This is a genomic window from Microbacterium invictum (assembly GCF_034421375.1).
GTDB classification, from domain to species: Bacteria; Actinomycetota; Actinomycetes; order Actinomycetales; family Microbacteriaceae; genus Microbacterium; species Microbacterium invictum_A.
The window spans coordinates 779,310-796,848 of the sequence record NZ_CP139779.1 but is presented as its reverse complement, the minus strand read 5'-3'; the positions used below and the strand labels follow the sequence as shown (position 1 = coordinate 796,848).

The following is a 17,539-nucleotide window of genomic DNA, read 5'->3' as shown; positions in this document are numbered from 1 at the left end:
GGGTGGGTATTCGGTTGTGGGTACGGGGTGGCCGGGGCACAGCGGTGCCCAGGCCACCGGGCAGATGTCTCGGCGGCAGCCGCAGCTGATCGGATCGGGACGACGGTGCTAGGTGATTCCTTCCCGTCGTCGTCGCCGCGCGAGCACGCTCAGCGAGACGGCGACGAGGAGGGACGCACCGTAGAACACCTGCTCGGGCCACCCGGCGAAGCCGAGGTAGACGAGGCCCGTGATGCCGGTGATGAGGAAGTAGACGGCGACCCAGGTGCCGACGGCGTTGAACGTGCCGGGACGGATGGTGGTCGATCCGAGGAACGCGCCGGCGAAAGCGGGCAGAAGGTACGAGGCACCCGCCTGCGGGTTGGCCGCGCCGTTCTGACCCGCGAGGATGACGCCCGCGAGACCGGCGAACACCGCCGTCGCGATGAGTCCTCCCATGCGGATGCGGTCGACACGGATGCCCGCGAGGCGCGCGACCACCCGGTTGGAGTTGACGAAGGCCATGCGGCGACCGAGCGGGGTGTGCTGCAGCACGAACCACAGCACCACGGTCAGGACGATGCCGAGGTAGAACGGGATCGGGATGCCGAACCACCTCGTGGAGATGAGCTGGACGACGGCGACATCGAGTCCGGTCACGACCTTGGATCCGGTGACGGCCAGCGTGATCCCCGCGAGCAGGGTGCCGCTGGCGAGGGTCACGATGATCGATTGCACGCCCACGATCACGGTGAGGACGGCGTTGCACAGACCGAACAGGGCGCATGCGGCGATCGTCAGCAGGAACGACAGCCACACGTCCACGCCGGCCACGCCGTTCAGCACGACCATCAGCGACGCACCGAATCCGACCACGCTGCCGACCGAGAGATCGATCTCGCCGACGGCGAGGGTCAGCATGAGTCCGAGGGTGGCGACGAGGATGACCGTCTGGGTGCCGAAGATGAGCGAGACCGTCCCGGCGGTGGGGAAGGTCGCGGGCCGGAGGATCGAGAACACGACGATCACGACGAGCCACGCCACGATCACGCCGTAGCGTTCGAGGATCGCCAGCGGCGAGAAGGAGGACCGCCGCTTCGCGGCGACCACCGCGTCGGTGTCGGGAGCGGTGACCGTCATCCTTCCCCCCTCCCCGCGAGATCGCGCAGGTAGGCCGTGGCCTCCGCGAGGGTCTTCACTTCGCCGTACTTCGCCTGGATGTCGAAGAGGTTCGCCTCGTGCGGGGCGGGATGCCGGTCGCCGACCGCCTCGCGGACGACGACGGGGATGAACCCGTGCTGGATCGTGTCCACCGCGGTCGCCCGAATGCACCCGCTGGTCGACACCCCCGCGATGAGGAGGGTGTCCACCCCCGCAGCGGCGAGTGTGGAGGCCAGCGTCGTTCCGAAGAAGGCGCTCGCGTACTGCTTGACGATGACCACTTCGCCGGGGAGAGGTGCCACTTCGGGCATGATCTCGCCCAGCGGCGTCTCGCCGACGAAGTGCTCGAGCGCACCGACCTTCTTGAAGAAGTAGCCGCCGTCGGCACCGCCGCCGCTGAACGACACCCGGGTGTGGACGACCGGGATCCCCGCGCTTCGAGCCTCCTCGAGGAGGATCGCCGCCGCGTCGAGGCTCGACGCATCGCCCATGTAGAGCTGCGCACCCGGCTCGAAGTACGCGCGCACGATGTCGACCATCACGAGCGCGGGCCGAGCGCCCAGCTCGAGCCGGTTCGCGAACCCCGCCTCGGACGGCGGCAGGACGCCGGGGCGGTCGCCGTCGGTGCTGCTCACGTCAGCACCGGGGGCGCCATCGGGGCCGGCAGGCCGGTTTCGGCGAGCGCGTTGGCGAGGATGGTCTCGATGTCGCCGCCGCGGTCGAAGGTCTCGAGCGGGGGCCGGGTGTCACGGATCCGATCGCGGAGGGCGCCGGTCTCCGCGACGTCGACCGAGCCGTCCTCGCTCAGGACGACACCGTACTCGCGGGCGCCCTCGGCGGTGACCAGGCCGCGCTTGACCTCCAGGGCGACCAGTTCGGGGTCGCGGGCGAGCGGGTCGCCCCAGCCGCCGCCGCCCCAGGTGCCGAAGTGCAGCTTCTCGCCGTTGCGCACCTTCACGTCGTCGACCTTGCTCGGCAGCACCTCGATCGTTCCGTCGAGGCGTTCGATCCACTTGCGGCTGCGCGCGCCGGGCTTGCCGCCGTTGACCCCCCAGGGGTAGGTGAGCCAGCGGTCGTCGTGGATGGTGATCACGCCGTCCTCGAGGAAGTCGTAGACGACTTCCACGCCGTTGCCACCGCGGTGCAGGCCCGCGCCGCCGGAGTCGGGGATGGTCTCCCACTTCGTGATGCGCATCGGGTAGTAGCTCTCGAGGTACTCGCACGGGATGTTGAGGAACGAAGGCCACAGCGAGTGGCCGTCGGGGCCGTCGCCGATCGGTCGACCGGGGATCCCGCCGAACCCGATGGAGTAGAGCTGGAACGACTCGCCCTTCTTCTCCCCTTCGGAGTAGGTGCCCGAGTACATGAAGTGGGGCGAGGAGGAGAAGCCGGCGGCGTTGAGCAGGTCGGGGGTCTTCTGCCCGAGCAGTCCTCCGAAGAGATCGAACAGGCGGCCGATTCCGTGGTTGCGCGCGTTCAGCGCCGCGGGGAACTTGGGCTTCCAGAACGAGCCGTCCGGGATCACGACGTCGATGAGGGGGTAGTACCCGTCGTTCCACAGGATCTGCGGGTCGGCGACGGTGATGACGTAGATGCCGAAGAACATCTTCACGAGGTTCTCGTTGAGGAAGTAGTTGATCGGTCCCGGGGCCTGAGGCGCACTCCCGGTGAAGTCCAGGGTGACCTTGTCGCCGTGACGGGTGAGGCTCAGCTTCAGCTCGAACGGCCCGTATCCCACACCGTCGTCGCAGATGTAGTCGGTGAAGGAGATGGTCTCGCCGTCGACGAACAGCATCTCCAGGAGCGTCTTCATCGCGCGGTAGTTGCGGTCCAGGAGCGCGTCGAGGCCCGAGGCGTAGGTGTCGGCGCCGAAGCGCTCGCACATCTCGCCCACGCGCTTGCCCGCGATGCGCGTGGCGGCGACGAGCCCGTTGAGGTCGGCGCGGTTCCACTGCGGCTGCCGTACCTGGTTGAGGATGATGTCGAGCGCGTCGGTGTTGAGCTCACCCGCCTTGTAGAGCTTGAACGGCGGGATGACGATGCCCTCTTCGTAGATCGTGCGCGCATCGGTGGGCATCGAGGACGGGGACTTGCCGCCGACATCGGTCATGTGACCGAACATCGCCGCCCAGCCCATGAGCCGGCCGTCGTGGAAGATGGGCGAGACCACCAGCCAGTCGTTGGCGTGGCTGATGGCGGCACCGCAGCTGTACGGGTCGCTCGTGAGCAGGACGTCGCCCTCTTCGATCGTGCCGGAGAAGTGCTCGAGCAGAGCCGGCACCGAGAGGCCGAACTGCCCGACGACCATGCGTCCCTGCGCGTCGGCGATGAGCGGGAACTCGTCGTGCTGTTCGCGGATGCCCGGAGACAGCGCAGTGCGGAAGAGCACCTCGTCCATCTCGTATCGTGCGTTTCGCAGACTGTTCTCGATGAGGTCGAGGGTGACGACGTCGACCTCGACGGGCGCGAGCGGCTCCGGGTTGGTCTCGATGATCGTTGCCATGTCGGCTACTCCTTCACAGGTTCGATGAGCAGGGCGCCGCTGGAGTGCACGGTGGCGGCGTGGTCGGGGAGGACGAGGGCGGTGGAGTCCATTTCCACGACGATCGCGGGGCCGACGACGACATCGCCGGCGCGCAGCTGATCACGGTCGTACAGACCCGCCGTGTGGACGCCGCCGTCGACCCAGATCTCGGTGGTGCGCAGGAGCGCGCGCGACACGTCGCCGTCGCCCTCCTCGAGGCGGATGAGCGGGATCTGCGTCTCGGCGCCCTTGGCGGTGACGGTGAGGGCGACGATCTCGTGATCGGCGTCGAGGAGGAAGGAGAACAGGCGCTCGTGCTCGGCATCGAATGTCGCCGCGATCCGCTCGAGACCGTCCGGTGCGTCCAGCGAGGACCGATCGACCTCCACGGTCAACTCGAAACCCTGGCCGTGGTAGCGGACGTCTGCGGCGTAGGTGAAGGACAGCGTCTCCTCCGCGATCCCCTGACGGCCGAGACGCTCACGGGTGACGGCGGCGAGCTCGTCGAACTCCTGCGCGAGACCGGCGGGGGTGAGGGATCCGAGCTCGCGCAGGATGGTGCGGCCGGACTCCTCGCGATGGCTGGTCATGACGTCGCCGTAGGCGTTGAGCACGCCCGGGGACGGCGGGATGATGACCGGCCATGAGCCGAGAAGTCGGCCGAGCGCATTCCCGTGGAGTGGGCCCGCGCCGCCGAAGGCCACGAGGGCGAAGTCACGCGGATCGTGCCCCTGCTGCACCGAGACGAGGCGGATGGCGCCGAGGATGTTCTCGTTGACGATGTCGATGATGCCGGCGGCCACGGCCTCGACGCTGTTCAGGCCCGTGGCCTCCTGGATCGAGGCCACGGCGGCGCGTGCCGCCGCGACATCCATCGTGATCTCTCCGCCGGCAAGCTCGGCGGGGAGGTAGCCGAGCACGACATTGGCATCGGTGACGGTGGGGAGGGTGCCGCCCTTGCCGTAGGACGCGGGTCCGGGCACCGCGCCGGCCGACTCCGGGCCGACGCGAAGCGCGCGGGTCAGCTCGGGCACGTGGGCGATGGACCCGCCGCCGGCGCCGACGGTGCGCACATCGACCGAGCTCACGCGGATCTTCAGATCCCCGACCTCGGTGTCCTTGGCGATCTTGGGCTGATACCCCTGCACGAGCGCGACGTCGGTGGACGTCCCGCCCATGTCGAAGGCCAGGAAGTCGCCCTGCTCGGCCGCTTTCGCCGCCCAGGTCGCACCGGTCACGCCACCGGCGGGGCCGGACATCAGGAGCGTCACCGGCCGATCGATCGCTGCGGCCGGCGACGACAGCCCGCCATCCGAACGGAGGACGGCGAGTTCGGCATCCAGGCCGCCGTCGTGCATCTTGTGCTCGAGGTTGCGGACGTAGTCGCCCACCTGAACCTGCACGTAGCCGTTGGCGACGGTCGTGAGGGTGCGCTCGTACTCGCGCATCTCGGGGAGGACGTCACTCGAGATCGACACCGGGACCCCGGGCATCTCCTCGGCGAGGATCTCGACGAGGCGTCGCTCGTGGGCGTCGTTGGCGAAGGAGTTGATGAGGCTCACACAGACCGTCCCGACGCCCTCGGCGCGGAGCTTGGCGATCTGCGCCCGGGCGTCGTCCTCATCGAGCGCGTCGACGATCTCACCCTTCGTGCTCACCCGCTCCGAGACCTCGATGGTGTTCTCGAGCTTCGCGAGGGGCTCGGGCTTGGGCCACACGATCCAGCCCGCGAGACCGCCCGGCACATACGACCGCGCGATCTGGAGCACCTGCCGGAAGCCGGCCGTCGTGATGAGTCCGACCTTGGCCCCCTTCCCCTCGAGCACGGCGTTCGTGGCCACCGTCGTGCCGTGCTGCACGTGAGTCACATCGCCCCGGGCGATTCCGGCCTCCTCGCACGCCTTCTCGATGCCGCGCAGCACGCCGATCGACTGGTCCTCGGGCGTCGAGGGCACCTTGGAGCGCCACGTCTCGCCTGTTTCCGCGTTGATGAGGAGCACGTCGGTGAAGGTTCCGCCGACATCCACTCCGACCCGATAGGTCATTCCATTCCTCCTAGATGACTCCGCTGGCTCGTAGTTCGGCGATCTTCTGGGCGCTCAGTCCCAGTAGCTCGCCGTACACGCTGGTGTTGTCGGCTCCCCGCGGGCGACCCACGTGCCGGACGCGGCCGGGGGTCTCGGAGAGCCGAGGGAAGACGTTCTGCATCGACAGGTCACGACCGAGCTCGGGTGACCACACGCGCGTGATGGCTTCACGCGCGGCGAAGTGAGGGTCGGCGAGCATGTCGGGCGCCGTGTAGATGAGTCCCGCCGGGATGCCGGCCGCGTGCAGTTTCGCGAGCAGGTCGTCGGTGGCGTGCGCGGCCGTCCACCCCGCGATGAGGCCGTCGAGCTCGGTCATGTTCTCGCCGCGTGATGCGTGGTCGACGAACCGGGGGTCCTCGGCGAGCTCGGGCCGCCCCATCACCTCGGTGAGGCGGCGGAAGACGGAGTCCTGGTTGGCGGCGACGAGCACCATCGCCCCCGAGCGCGTCGGGTAGATGTTGCTGGGCGCCACCCCCGGGAGGGTCGCGCCGGTGCGTTCGCGGACGTACCCGGCGACCTGCCACTCCGGGATGAGGGATTCCATCATGGCCAGCACGGCCTCGTAGATGGCGGAATCGACGACCTGTCCGCGCCCGGTGCGCTCGCGGTGGTGGAGCGCCACGAGGGTGCCGATGGTCGCGAAGACCGCTGCCAGCTCGTCGCCGATCGAGATGCCGGCGCGCGAGGGGGGTGTGGACGGGTCGCCCGTGACGTGGCGCAGGCCCCCCATCGCCTCACCGATCGAGCCGTAGCCGGCGCGGCTGGAGTAGGGGCCGGTCTGCCCGTAGCCGCTCACGCGGGTGATCACGAGCCGGGGATTGATGGCCCACAGCTCCTCGGGCGAGAGACCCCACTTCTCCAGGGTGCCCGGGCGGAAGTTCTCCAGCAGGACGTCGGCATCGGCGACGAGCCGCCGCACGAGATCCTGCCCCTCGGCGACCCTCAGGTTGCAGGTGATCGTGCGCTTGTTCCGTCCGAGCACAGGCCACCACAGAGACGCACCATCGGCCTTCGCCTGTCCCCACTCGCGGATGGGGTCTCCGACGGTGGGCTGCTCGATCTTGATGACGTCGGCACCGAAGTCGCCGAGCAGCTGGGCGCAGAACGGGCCCGCGAGCAGTTGACCCATCTCGATGACGCGAAGATCGGCCAGCGGCATGCCGCTGCGGTCATTCTCGTCGGGTGCGTTGGCCGAACCCGTGGGAACATCCTGGGGCTTCATGGATGCACACACCTCCGCTCGTCTTCGAACTGATTGCATTCAGTTCTACTCACATCCTGGGGTTGTGTCCAGGGTTTTCGCCAACTCTGCATGCACTTATTTACAGGATGCATACTTATCCGAAACACAGGCGCATTTTCACGTAACAATGGATGCCGGGAGGCGAACGTGCAGATCGTGGAGGTCGGGCCGCGGGACGGCCTGCAGAACGAGAAGGTCGTCCTCGACGTCCGGACGCGCGTCCGGTACATCGAGCACGTGGTCGCCTCAGGCGCGCGGCGCATCGAGGCGGTGAGCTTCGCGCGACCCGATCGCGTTCCTCAGATGGCGGGAGCCGAAGAGGTCATGGCAGCGGTTCCCCGGGTCGAGGGGGTCGCCTACAGCGGCCTGGTCATGAATCCCCGAGGCGTGGATCGCGCGATCGCCGCGGGCATCGACGAGGCCAACATCGTGCTCGTGGCCACGGATGAGTTCTCGCGACGGAATCAGGGGATGACCGTCGCAGAGAGCCTGGCCGTGCTGCCGAAGATGGTCGAGCGATTGGTCGATGCGGGGATCCCGACGACCGTGACGATCGGCGCCGCCTTCGGGTGCCCCTTCGAGGGCGAGGTACCCGTCGCGCGGATCGCCGAACTGACGCGCGCTGTGAGCGACCTGCCGATCTCAGAGCTCGCTCTGGCCGACACGATCGGTGTGGGCGTTCCCCGTGATGTGCGAGACCGCGTGACTGCCGCGCGCGACGAGATCGACGTTCCGATGCGGCTGCATCTTCACAACACGCGCAACACCGGGTACGCCAACGCGCTGACCGCGGTCGAGATGGGCGTCGAGGTGCTCGACGCGTCGACCGGCGGCATCGGGGGGTGTCCGTTCGCGCCGGCGGCGACGGGGAACATCGCCACCGAAGACCTCCTGTACGCACTGAAGCGCAGCGGTCACGAGGTCAGCCAGAGCCTGGACGGCGTCCTCGCGGCGACGCGGTTCATCACCGAGGCCCTCGGCATCCTCCCGCCGGCCCTCCTCGGACGCGCGGGCGACTTCCCCTCCTAGCGGACCCGGGGGGTGAAGGCAGGGCGCTGCGCTTCGAACTCCGCGATCTCGCCCGCGCTCTGCAAAGTGATGGCGATGTCGTCGAAGCCGTTCAGCAGCCGCCAGGCGGTGTAGTCGTCGATCTCGAAGGGGACCGCGCCGAGCCCGTCACCTGCCACCGTCCGCGCCGCCAGGTCGACGGTGAGCTCCATCCCCGGTGCGTCGTCGAGTGCCGCCAGGATGCGCGAGACCTCGGGCTGTGCCACCCGCGCCGCCAGAAGCCCGGACTTGCCCGCATTCGAGCGGAAGATGTCGGCGAAGCGCGACGAGATGACGACCCGGAACCCCCAGTCCTGCAGGGCCCACACGGCGTGCTCCCGCGACGACCCGGTGCCGAAGTCGGGACCCGCCACGAGGATCGACGCGCGGGCGTACTCCGGTCTGTTCAGGACGAAGCCTGGGTCGGCTCGCCACGATGCGAACAGACCGTCCTCGAACCCGGTTCGGGTGATGCGCTTGAGGTACTCGCCGGGGAGCAGTTGATCGGTGTCGATGTTCGACACGTCGAGCGGCGCGGCAACGCCGGTGTGGCTCGTGAGGGGCTCCATGGTTCTCCTGTCGGTGGCGGACGCGGGCATCAGGCCGGGGTTCGTCGCGGCCCGAGAAGGGAGGCGCGCGCGGCGAGAAGATGGCTCGTCATGACCGACTGCGCCCACCGACCGTCGCCGGCGCGGAGTGCGGCGACGAGTTCGACATGGTGCTGCGCGCTTCGGGTCTGATCGGTCTCGTCGTACGACTCGCGGGTGCGGGTGAGGATCGCGGCATGAACGATGCCGCCCATGGCGGTTCCGAGCGCATCGCTGCCGGCGATGGCGATGATCGCCCCGTGGAACTCGCCGTTGAGGCGATGGATCTGCTGCATGTCCTCTTCGCTCTGCGGCATCCCGAGCTCGACGATGCGCTGGGCGATCTCGGCGAGCTGATCGACCTGTGCAGCGGTGATGCGATCCGCGGCGAGGCGGCAGGCGAGCCCTTCGAGCGCGATCCGCGTCTCGAAGACGGTGTCGAGCTCCTGATCCTCCCAGATCGCCACGCGCGCGCCCCGGTTGGAGGTGAGCTCGACGAGTCCCTCCATCGACAGGATGCGGAACGCCTCGCGCACCGGTGTCCGCGACATCCCCAGCGCCGACGCCACCTCTGCCGCACCGAGCTTGGCACCCGGGCCGTATGTGCCGTCGAGGATCCATTGACGCAGCCGTTCGACGGCCTCCTCAAACTGCGCTGCCATCCGCGCTCCCCCCGATCTGCATACAGAATAGAGTAGATGGTGAAAAGTTCGCCGTAGTTGTGCCAAGCAATCGGTGAGCTGTATGCAGAATGGCCTGCGCCTCCCCCAACGCCCCTGCCGAGAGGATTCGCAGTGCCCTCTGCCGTCATCGTCCGCCGTGCGCCCATCGTGTCACGCGCGCGTCGTCGCCCGGGCCGCGTCGCGGTTGTCGCGGCGATCTCGACGACGGTGATGACGGTACTGCCGGTGTTCCTCGTCGCCGGTGTGAGCGTGCAGATGTCCGCCGACGTCGGGCTCACGATCAGCCGGCTGGGTGTCGTGATCGCCGCCTACTGGTCGGCGTCGGCCCTCTTCTCCCCGGTGGCCGGCGCCCTCGCGCCGCGGCTCGGTGAACGCCGGTCGATGATGCTCGCCACCCTCCTCGGGAGCGGCGCGCTGGCCGGTATCGCTCTGGCACCAGACGTGTGGTGGTGGCTGATCGTCTGGCTCGGCGTCGCCGGCTTCGGCAACGCCCTGGGGCATCCTCCCTCCAACGCGCTCATCGCGCAGCAGGTGGGACGGCGGCGGCGAGCCCTGGCGTACGGCGTCAAACAGGCGGCGATCCCCCTGTCGACCCTCCTCGCCGGTCTCGCCGTGCCGACCCTCGCTCTCACGGTGGGCTGGCGATGGACGTTCGCGCTCGCTGCCGCCTGCGGACTGCTTGTCCTGCCCCTCCTTCGCGCCGTCGTGCCGGCGGCACCGCGGCGACGTCGCGCGCGCACTCGAGAACGCAGTGCGCTGCCGCGACGACTCGTGCCGTTCCTCGTGCTCGTGTCGCTGGCCAGCGGCCTGGGTTCGGCGCAGGCGAATGTCGTCGGCGCGTTCACCGTCAGCGCGGGAGTTGACCTCGGTGTCGCACCCGGCGTCGCCGGTCTGATCCTCGGTATCGGCAGCGTCGCCGGAGCCGTGGCCCGACCCCTCGTCGGGTGGCTGGCCGACCGCGGTGTCGGCGGCACGCTGGCCACGGTGAGTCTCATGCTCGGTATCGGAGCAGTCGGAATCGCCGGAATCGCCGCCTTCTCGCCTGTCGCGTTCGTGATCGGATGCGTCCTGGCGTTCGGATTCGGCTGGGGATGGAGCGGCCTCATCCATTACGTGGTCTCACATACGACTCACCCGCACAGCGCCCGTGCGACGGGTGTCGTCCAGTCCGGCGCCTACGCCGGCAGCGCGCTGGGGCCCTTCGTGTTCGGCTTCGCCTTCGATATTCTCGGGACCTCCGTCGGCTGGATCGTCGCCGCCGCCGTCGCGGCCGTCGCGGCTCTGGCCGCGCTGCTCGCGCACGCGTGCCGTCCCCGGACGACCTGAGTCGTCAGTCCTTCGGCCGGTTCGCGTTCGCCGCGGCAGCGGCGATCGTCCGGAGGACCGGCGGCACGTCCTGGGGCGGCACGACGGCCTGGATGAGTGTCAGCACGGCAGACTCGCGCGCCTCGGAGAGCGCGGCCCGCAACCCCGCGGCGGTATCGACACGGATGCCGCGGGCCGACCCCGCGGCATCCATCGCCCTCATCAGCATCACCCAGTCCCACGTGCCGATGTCGTTGTAGGCCTCGTTCGCGCCGTGGATGACGCGTTCGACGGTGTAGCCGCCGTTGTCGACGACGATGACCACCGCCGGGATGCCGCGGCGCAGGAGCGTGCCGAGCTCAGCCACGGTCATCTGGGCGGCGCCGTCGCCGATGAGAAGCACGGGGCGCCGCTCGGGGGCGGCGAGCGCCGCACCCAGCACCGCCGGCAGGGTGTATCCGATCGAGGCCCAGAGCGGCTGGCCGACGAAGGTCACGCCGCCGGGGAGACGGTGGTCGGCCATGCCGTAGAACGAGGTGCCCTGATCCGCGAAGACGATGTCGCCGGGTCGGAGGAAGTCGGCGACCTCGCGCCAGAGTGACTCCTGACCGAGCGGGGAGCCGGGGGCGACTGCGATAACCGTGGGGTCGGTGGTCGGATCGGTCGGATGCGCCGACGTCATCCCACGCCCGCCCGCGCCCGTCTCGGAAAGCACCCCGGCGACGATGTCCAGCGCGTTGGCCATCGCCAAAGGCGAGAAGATGCGTCCGTCCCACGACACGGCCTCGCCACCGATCTCGACCGCCTGGTCGGGATCGATGCGCTGCGAGAAGAAGCCGCTGGTGAGGTCGGTGAACTGCACCCCGGCCATGACGAGCAGGTCGGCGTCCTCGACGGCGGCACGGACGTCCTCGGCGCTCGAGGCTCCCAGGTACGAGCCGAGGTATCCCGGCGCCGACTCGTCGACCACCCGCCGACCCCAGAGCAGCGTCGCGTGCGGCACGCCGAGGGCGGTCACCCGATGCAGGTGATCCTCGGCACCGAGGCGCGAGACGAGGATGTCGGCGAGCAGCGTCACGGTCGACGCCTGCGTCATCCTCTCCGTGAGCACGTCGCGGAAGTCTGCCGCGACGGCGGGGTCGGTGACCCCGGGATGCTCGGGAAGCGGCGCCGCAGGCGGAACGGCGGGTGCCGCGGCAACGTCGGCCGGCAGCACCAGGTAGCCCGGGAGGCGGCGGTCGCGAGCCTCGGTGAGGACGCGGTCGATCTCGGCGGCGTATCCCTCGGCGGTGACGGTCGCGTGCGCGGCGGCGACCTCGGCGGTCATTCGCGCGAAGTGCCCGAAGTCGCCGTCTCCCAGCGTGTGGTGCGTCGCCCGGCCCGCGGCCTGGGTGGCGGTGGTCGGGGCGCCCACGACGTGGACGACGGGCACGTGCTCGGCGCGGCTGCCCGCGAGGGCGGCGAGCGCCGACAGCTCGCCGACGCCGAAGGTGGTGCACAGCGCTCCCAGCCCGTGCAGTCGGGCATATCCGTCGGCGGCGTAGCCGGCGCCCAGTTCGTTCGCGCAGCCGACCCACTCGATGTCGGGGTGGGCCTGCACGTGGTCGAGGAAGGCGAGGGTGAAATCGCCGGGGACACCGAAGAGGTGCCGCACACCGGCGCCCGCGAGCCGATCGAGCAGGTAGTCGCCGACGGTGTACACGCCTTCCGACGTCGCCCCTGCCTGAAGTGCCACGCCGCCCCCATCCTCGACCCCGGGGAGGAGTCGTCGGTGACACGCTAGCGGCGATCACCCTCCGACACCTGACGGGGCAGGAGTTACGGACGCGGCAGCTGGAACGGGGTGCTCACGTGGGCGAACGGCCACGCCTGGGAGATCCATCGGGGGACGAAGGCGTCGAGCGCCTCGCGCCAGGCATCGGGGGCGTCCTCGGCGATCCACCACGACACTTCCGCGGCGGCCCCGTCGGGTCCCGCCGGGAGCGGGTCGATGTAGACGCAGCCGAGCAGCCTCGTCTCGTCGTCGGTGAGCACCGCGTAGTTGAACGACGCGTGGGCCTCCATGTCGGCGGCGTGGTGGGCGAGGTCCTCCTCGTCCTCCTCGTGCGTCATCGACGCGGGCGGCCACCCCCACGCCTCGCCGTACATCCGCCACAGCATGTCGCGATTGGCCATCACCGTGACCATGTCGATATCGACGTCGCTCGCGCGGATCGGGCGCAGGTGCACGCCGTCCACGAGCGGCACCGAACTGGGGTGCTCGAAGTCCTCCGGCAGCCACCGCTCTTCGCCCATCGTTCCCCCTCGAGTCACAGGCCCCGGCGCATCGGCGGCCCCGCTCTGACAGTATCGAGGCATGTCCAACGCCGCCGCACGCACCCGCAATCCCACCGCCTGGGCCGCCTTCTGGGTGGGGCTCGCCGGCCTCATCCTCATGCCGATCCCCCTCTTCATCGGGCTGATCCTCGGCGGAGGCCTGTCGCTCGTCGCCGCGGTCCTCGTCGTCATCGCCCTGCTGAAAGGCCTCGCGCGCAGCGGCAAGGGCATCGCCCCCGTGGTGTTCGCGGCGATCTTCGTGCTGCTCACGTGGGGCGGCATCTCGATCGGCGGCGGCACCATCTGGTGACCCGCGACCGACGCTGAGCCGTCAGGCGACGACCCGGCGGAAGCCGTCGCCGTGCGGCTCGACCGCGCCGGCGGCGACGAAGGCGTCGATCCAGCCCCGCATCGGCCATTCTCCCCACGTGCGGGCGAACCGCGCGCCGTTTCGCAGGATGTCATCGAGGTGACGCCAGGGCGGCGCGCCCGCCGGATGCCACTGGTGGTAGGCGTGCGCGCCGCCCACCCACTGCAGCCCCACTCCCGCAGCGCGGGCGCGGCGCGCGAAATCGGTGTCCTCCGCCCCGTAGCCCTCGTAGGCCTCGTCGAACCCGTCGAGTCGGCGCCACGTCTCGGCGGTGACAGCGAAGGAGAGCGACCAGAAGAGGTCGTACTCATCGCTCGCCGCGGATCGGGTGTCGCCCGCAGCCGGATTCGGCCGCGCGGGGTGCGGCCGCGTCATCGCGTCGAGCTCGCCGATGCTCCTCGGACGCTGCGCACTCACGAGATAAGTGACCGGCCCGCAGGCGAGATCGGACGGATGACGGCGGAGAGCCTCGAGGTACCGGGTGAGCAGCGTCGGCCCGGGCAGACAGTCCACGTCGAGGAACACCAGCGCGTCGGCGCCCTGGGCGAGGGCGATGCGCGCCCCCTCGTTTCGCGCCGCCCCGACCCGGACTCCGTGGTGCCCCGGCGGGACGTGCGCGCCGACGATGCCCGGCGGAGCCGGGGCCGCCTCGGCGTCGAGTCCCACCTCGACCCGGACCACCTCGGCGCCCGGGGCGCGAACGCCTTCGAGGAACGCACGCTGACGGCGCAGGTGATCCTCGCGGTTCCGCGACCACGCGGTGATGACCGCGACGCGCCCCGTCACACCCGCACCTCCTCGATGACGGCCGCCGCACGCTCCGCGGCTCCCCGCACCTGCCAGCCGCGCCAGTCCGGCGTCCGCACCGCTGCACGCTCGACGAGCGCCGCGACCTCGTCGGCCTCGGCCGACGCCGGCGCGACCTCCGCCCATCCCCCGGCGGCGAGCACGCCGGCCGTCTCCTCCTGTTCGCCGAAGGGCCGCTCCTGCGGGACGACGACAGCGCGCGCGTTCGCTGCAGCGAGATCGGCGACGCTGTTCTGTCCGGCCGCGCTGACGACGACCTGCGCCCGGGTGATCATCGGCCACACGTCGTCGATGCGGTCACCGTCCCCGGTCCCGGCCGTCTCGACCGTCCACCCGGCCTCACCGAGCAGCATCGCCGTGCGGTGTCGCACGGATTCCGGCAGCGTCCTTCCGAGGAACAGCACCCGCCGCCCCGCTGCATGGTCCGCGCCGCGCCCGGCGCCCGCGTCACGCCCGCCGCCAGCGTCACGCCCGTCACCAGCGCCGCGCCCGTCAACCGCATAACGCCCGTCGTACCGCGACACGCCTCCGACGCGACGGACGCGATCGCGGAAGTCGTCGAGTCCCGCAGCCGGGATGGTGCCCTCCGCCCATGGCGCGAGAATGCGATCGGCCATCTCGTAGGCCATCCGGTGCGGCCGGTCGGTGCGACAGCCCGGCTGAGCGACCACCACGGTCGGCACCCCCAGCAGCCGCACGAACGCCGTGACCTCCGCGCTCACGTCGATGACGAACGCCGACACCGCGGTGGTCGCGGCCCAGTCGGCGATGAGGGCGAGGCGGGCTCGGTGCCCGGGATGCGCGATGGGCGCCCAGTGGAGTGCGCCGCGAGCGGTCTCGTCGCCGAAGTGGCTCGGGGCGTGCCGCGCGCCGCTGGGGTCGACGATGTCGTCCGCGTCGAAGGGAAGCGTCTCCCACCGCGCGTGGGAGGGCAGCCCCGGCGGCGCGGGCAGCGAGGAGAACACGGTGACCTCATCGTCGAGGTGGGGAAGGATCGCGCGAACGCGCGTGGCATGCCCCCATCCGTGATGGTGGACGTACCAGCCGATCACGCCCCGACCGCCGAGCCCACGGCATCCGCCGTCACCAGCGCGGGAAGGGCAGCCCCGTTCGCGGCGACCGACAGCACCCGCTCGATCTCGCGGTGACGCTGCTCCAGCGAGTAGCGCGCCTCGGCGGCATCCCGGATCCGACCGCGCGGAAGACCCCAGCGCGAGAGCGCGGCGAGACCCGCGGCGGCGCGACCGAGCGCGCCGACGTCACCCGTCGGCACCACCGTCGTGGCGGGCATGCCCGCGAGCACCTCGCCGATGCCGCCCGCGTCGAACGCCGCGACCGGGGTGCCGGTCATGAGCGCCTCGGCGGCGACGAGGCCGAACGGCTCGTCCCACACCGGGGTCACCAGCGCCACGGCCGACGCACCGATCACATCGCTCAGCGCGGGGAGGCCGAGCGGCCCGAGGTACTCGATCCGCCCGCCGAGCAGGGGCTCGACCTCCCGCGCGAAGTACGCGGCGTCGCCGATCCTGCCCGCGATGCGCAGGCGCGCCCCGGCCCGCTGCGCCGCGCGGATCGCGAGGTGCGGCGCCTTCTCGGGAACGATCCGCCCGAACCACACCCACCCGGGTCCCCCCGCGCCCAGATGCCACTGGTCGGCATCGACACCATTGGGGAAAACGAACGAGTCGACCCCGGCATCCGACCACGCCCGCGCCGTGAACTGGCTCACCGCGAGGAACCGGTGCGGCGCCCGCCCCGGCAGCATGCGCGCCGCGCGCACCATTCCGGGAAGCGGCGGCGTGTGCAGCGTCGTCACCACCGGCAGTCCGAGGTCGCAGCTCCACAGGATCGGATCGCCGTGGAGGCTGTGGTTGTCGACGACGTCGACCGGCAGCATCCGGGCGTCCAGGAGATCGCGCAGCCGATCGAAAGCCCCTGCCATCCGGCGGTCGTGGCCGTCGGGACTGGTGCTGTCGGAGGCGTCCTGGGGCCGGCCCCACCGCGGACGGGGAAGTCGCAGCTCGGGCCGCGGTCCGAGGAAGTCCGATCCGTCCGCCGCGCAGAGGAAGACCGTGTGGCCCTGCCGGCGGAGCCATCGGACCCGATTCCACACCACCGCCTCGAGCCCGCCCGCGTGGGGCTGGCGGAGCGCGTGCCGCTCGGGGGCCACCACGAGCACCCGGAGCCGTTCGACCGCGCTCATCGGCGTCCCTCCCCTACCCGCAAGAGTTCTCCGGCCCGCCGCGCGCGCGCCACGTCCTCCATCGCTCCGCGATACAGCGCCGCGTGCGCGGCCCGCACCTCGTCTCGTTCCCTCATCCGGGCGCGACGCCGCTCCCGTCGGGCCGTGGGTCGGTCGGCCGCCTGTCGGGCGGCCCTGGCCCGCTCCACGGCATCGACGATCGTGGACGGATCGTCGAGATCGAGGGTGGCGAAAGACGACGGATGCTGCGCCGCGATGTGTCCCACCGGGGTGCCGGCCACGGGGACACCCAGATCGAAGCAGAGTTCGACCCAGCCCGAATGGGTGCCATGCCGGTAGGGCAGGACGAAGAGGTCGAGCCCGGCGAGCCACGCCTCGACCGCGGCATCGGTCATCCGGGGTGTGCGCCGCAGCTGCACCGACGGGTGCGACGCCGCGATCGCCTGGAGTCGCGCGGCGAGGTCGGCGTCGCGCGCCCTCTCGTTCAGCAGGATGTCGAAGAGCACGCGGGTTCCCGCGGTCGTCAGGAGGTCGGCGGCCGCGACCGCCACCGCTACGGCGGCGGCGGCGTCGATGTTAGGGCGGAGGTCGCGCAGGTGCAGACCGACGCGACGCGGGGCGGGGTCGCTCGGGGCGGGGACACCGCTTTCGCCCGAGTCGGCCGTGAGGAGGGGGTGCGGCAGTACCTCGCAGGTGCGACCCCACCGGCGCTCGACCTCCGAGGCCGCGTCGGCGGTGAGGGTGACCAGTCGGTCGGCTGCGGGGATGATCACGTCCAGCAGCGCCAGATAGGGGGACTGATCGGTGAGCTGGGGATTGTCGAGGTCGTGCACCGTGTAAACGACCGCGAGTCCGCGCTCGCGCGCGGCGGTGAGCGCGGCGACGAGATCATCGGGGGCCGACGATTCCAACCCGAAGTGCACGTGCAGCACGTCGAGCCGGGGCGCGTTGTCATCGATCCACGGCGCCGTGAGCGCGACGGGAGGCCACCAGCGGCCGTCCGTGGCCCCGGGCACGGGGGGATCGGGCGCCAGGTCGACCAGCCGCCGATCGGTGACGGCCTGGACGTAGGGGTGTGCGGACGGCACGGAGGCGACGCGGATGCGCGGGGTGTCGGTGGTTATGTCTACTCTCCCTCTGCCCGTGGAACGCTTCGCGATACCAGACTTGCGAAGACGTCGCAATGCAAGGGGGCGAGAGGAGCGCGACGTGATCGCCGAGATACGT

General features: G+C 70.6%; 16 protein-coding genes. 3 read left to right on the top strand and 13 right to left on the bottom strand.

What is annotated here, in order from left to right:
* Window positions 1–108 precede the first annotated feature (108 nt).
* The 5 genes from T9R20_RS03820 to T9R20_RS03800 are packed head-to-tail and all read right to left on the bottom strand — an operon-like array spanning window position 109 to window position 6,973.
* The gene (locus T9R20_RS03820) at window positions 109–1,119 is read right to left on the bottom strand and encodes an ABC transporter permease (RefSeq protein ID WP_322411220.1); all 1,011 of its coding nucleotides are present in this window, start codon (window positions 1,117–1,119) and stop codon (window positions 109–111) included.
* Entirely contained in the window at window positions 1,116–1,775 is a 660-nt protein-coding gene (locus T9R20_RS03815; protein WP_322411219.1) for an isochorismatase family protein, read from the bottom strand. The genes T9R20_RS03820 and T9R20_RS03815 overlap by 4 nt, the downstream gene beginning before the upstream one ends.
* The gene (locus T9R20_RS03810) at window positions 1,772–3,643 is read right to left on the bottom strand and encodes a hydantoinase B/oxoprolinase family protein (protein WP_322411218.1); all 1,872 of its coding nucleotides are present in this window, start codon (window positions 3,641–3,643) and stop codon (window positions 1,772–1,774) included. The genes T9R20_RS03815 and T9R20_RS03810 overlap by 4 nt, the downstream gene beginning before the upstream one ends.
* Before the next feature lie 5 nt (window positions 3,644–3,648).
* Window positions 3,649–5,709 carry a hydantoinase/oxoprolinase family protein gene (locus T9R20_RS03805; protein WP_322411217.1) on the bottom strand — a complete coding sequence of 687 codons (2,061 nt, stop codon included), beginning with the start codon at window positions 5,707–5,709 and terminating at the stop codon, window positions 3,649–3,651.
* 10 nt (window positions 5,710–5,719) lie between these two features.
* Window positions 5,720–6,973 carry a CaiB/BaiF CoA-transferase family protein gene (locus T9R20_RS03800; RefSeq protein WP_322411216.1) on the bottom strand — a complete coding sequence of 418 codons (1,254 nt, stop codon included), beginning with the start codon at window positions 6,971–6,973 and terminating at the stop codon, window positions 5,720–5,722.
* A 168-nt stretch (window positions 6,974–7,141) separates the two neighbouring features.
* On the opposite strand from T9R20_RS03800, the gene T9R20_RS03795 reads away from it, so the two are divergent.
* A complete protein-coding gene (locus tag T9R20_RS03795) occupies window positions 7,142–8,023 on the top strand; it encodes a hydroxymethylglutaryl-CoA lyase (RefSeq protein ID WP_322411215.1) in 882 nt (293 codons plus the stop codon).
* Here T9R20_RS03795 and leuD read toward each other — a convergent pair.
* Entirely contained in the window at window positions 8,020–8,610 is a 591-nt protein-coding gene (gene leuD / locus T9R20_RS03790) for a 3-isopropylmalate dehydratase small subunit (RefSeq protein ID WP_322411214.1), read from the bottom strand. The two genes, T9R20_RS03795 and leuD, sit on opposite strands and share 4 nt — an antisense overlap.
* A 29-nt stretch (window positions 8,611–8,639) precedes the next feature.
* The gene (locus T9R20_RS03785) at window positions 8,640–9,290 is read right to left on the bottom strand and encodes a GntR family transcriptional regulator (protein ID WP_322411213.1); all 651 of its coding nucleotides are present in this window, start codon (window positions 9,288–9,290) and stop codon (window positions 8,640–8,642) included.
* 132 nt (window positions 9,291–9,422) lie between these two features.
* On the opposite strand from T9R20_RS03785, the gene T9R20_RS03780 reads away from it, so the two are divergent.
* Window positions 9,423–10,637 (top strand): CynX/NimT family MFS transporter, encoded by a 1,215-nt coding sequence (locus T9R20_RS03780; RefSeq protein WP_322411212.1) that lies wholly within the window; start codon window positions 9,423–9,425, stop codon window positions 10,635–10,637.
* Window positions 10,638–10,641: 4 nt separating this feature from the next.
* On the opposite strand, the gene T9R20_RS03775 is transcribed toward T9R20_RS03780, so the two are convergent.
* Window positions 10,642–12,351, bottom strand: a complete 1,710-nt coding sequence (locus T9R20_RS03775) for an alpha-keto acid decarboxylase family protein (protein ID WP_322411211.1) — start codon at window positions 12,349–12,351, stop codon at window positions 10,642–10,644.
* A gap of 83 nt (window positions 12,352–12,434) precedes the next feature.
* Window positions 12,435–12,911, bottom strand: coding sequence for a GNAT family N-acetyltransferase (locus T9R20_RS03770; protein WP_322411210.1), 477 nt, complete (start codon window positions 12,909–12,911; stop codon window positions 12,435–12,437).
* Between the two features lie 61 nt (window positions 12,912–12,972).
* Between T9R20_RS03770 and T9R20_RS03765 the strand changes: the two genes are divergently transcribed.
* Window positions 12,973–13,242 (top strand): hypothetical protein, encoded by a 270-nt coding sequence (locus T9R20_RS03765; RefSeq protein ID WP_322411209.1) that lies wholly within the window; start codon window positions 12,973–12,975, stop codon window positions 13,240–13,242.
* A gap of 21 nt (window positions 13,243–13,263) precedes the next feature.
* Here the strand turns inward: T9R20_RS03765 and T9R20_RS03760 are convergent, their stop codons facing one another.
* The 4 genes from T9R20_RS03760 to T9R20_RS03745 are packed head-to-tail and all read right to left on the bottom strand — an operon-like array spanning window position 13,264 to window position 17,400.
* Window positions 13,264–14,088, bottom strand: a complete 825-nt coding sequence (locus T9R20_RS03760; RefSeq protein WP_322411208.1) for a glycosyltransferase family 2 protein — start codon at window positions 14,086–14,088, stop codon at window positions 13,264–13,266.
* Window positions 14,085–15,161 (bottom strand): glycosyltransferase, encoded by a 1,077-nt coding sequence (locus T9R20_RS03755; protein ID WP_322411207.1) that lies wholly within the window; start codon window positions 15,159–15,161, stop codon window positions 14,085–14,087. Before T9R20_RS03755 ends, T9R20_RS03760 begins: the two co-directional genes overlap by 4 nt.
* On the bottom strand, window positions 15,158–16,312 hold the full coding sequence (locus T9R20_RS03750; protein ID WP_322411206.1) for a glycosyltransferase: 1,155 nt from the start codon (window positions 16,310–16,312) through the stop codon (window positions 15,158–15,160). The genes T9R20_RS03755 and T9R20_RS03750 overlap by 4 nt, the downstream gene beginning before the upstream one ends.
* Window positions 16,309–17,400, bottom strand: coding sequence for a glycosyltransferase (locus tag T9R20_RS03745; protein WP_322411205.1), 1,092 nt, complete (start codon window positions 17,398–17,400; stop codon window positions 16,309–16,311). Before T9R20_RS03745 ends, T9R20_RS03750 begins: the two co-directional genes overlap by 4 nt.
* Window positions 17,401–17,539 lie beyond the last annotated feature (139 nt).

Bases quoted from the DNA above. Each gene is read 5' to 3' on its own strand.
- T9R20_RS03820 (WP_322411220.1), bottom strand. From the start codon at position 1,119: ATGACGGTCACCGCTCCCGACACCGACGCGGTGGTCGCCGCGAAGCGG.
- T9R20_RS03750 (WP_322411206.1), bottom strand. From the start codon at position 16,312: ATGAGCGCGGTCGAACGGCTCCGGGTGCTCGTGGTGGCCCCCGAGCGG.
- T9R20_RS03785 (WP_322411213.1), bottom strand. From the start codon at position 9,290: ATGGCAGCGCAGTTTGAGGAGGCCGTCGAACGGCTGCGTCAATGGATC.
- leuD (WP_322411214.1), bottom strand. From the start codon at position 8,610: ATGGAGCCCCTCACGAGCCACACCGGCGTTGCCGCGCCGCTCGACGTG.
- T9R20_RS03805 (WP_322411217.1), bottom strand. From the start codon at position 5,709: ATGACCTATCGGGTCGGAGTGGATGTCGGCGGAACCTTCACCGACGTG.
- T9R20_RS03800 (WP_322411216.1), bottom strand. From the start codon at position 6,973: ATGAAGCCCCAGGATGTTCCCACGGGTTCGGCCAACGCACCCGACGAG.
- T9R20_RS03765 (WP_322411209.1), top strand. From the start codon at position 12,973: ATGTCCAACGCCGCCGCACGCACCCGCAATCCCACCGCCTGGGCCGCC.
- T9R20_RS03810 (WP_322411218.1), bottom strand. From the start codon at position 3,643: ATGGCAACGATCATCGAGACCAACCCGGAGCCGCTCGCGCCCGTCGAG.
- T9R20_RS03770 (WP_322411210.1), bottom strand. From the start codon at position 12,911: ATGGGCGAAGAGCGGTGGCTGCCGGAGGACTTCGAGCACCCCAGTTCG.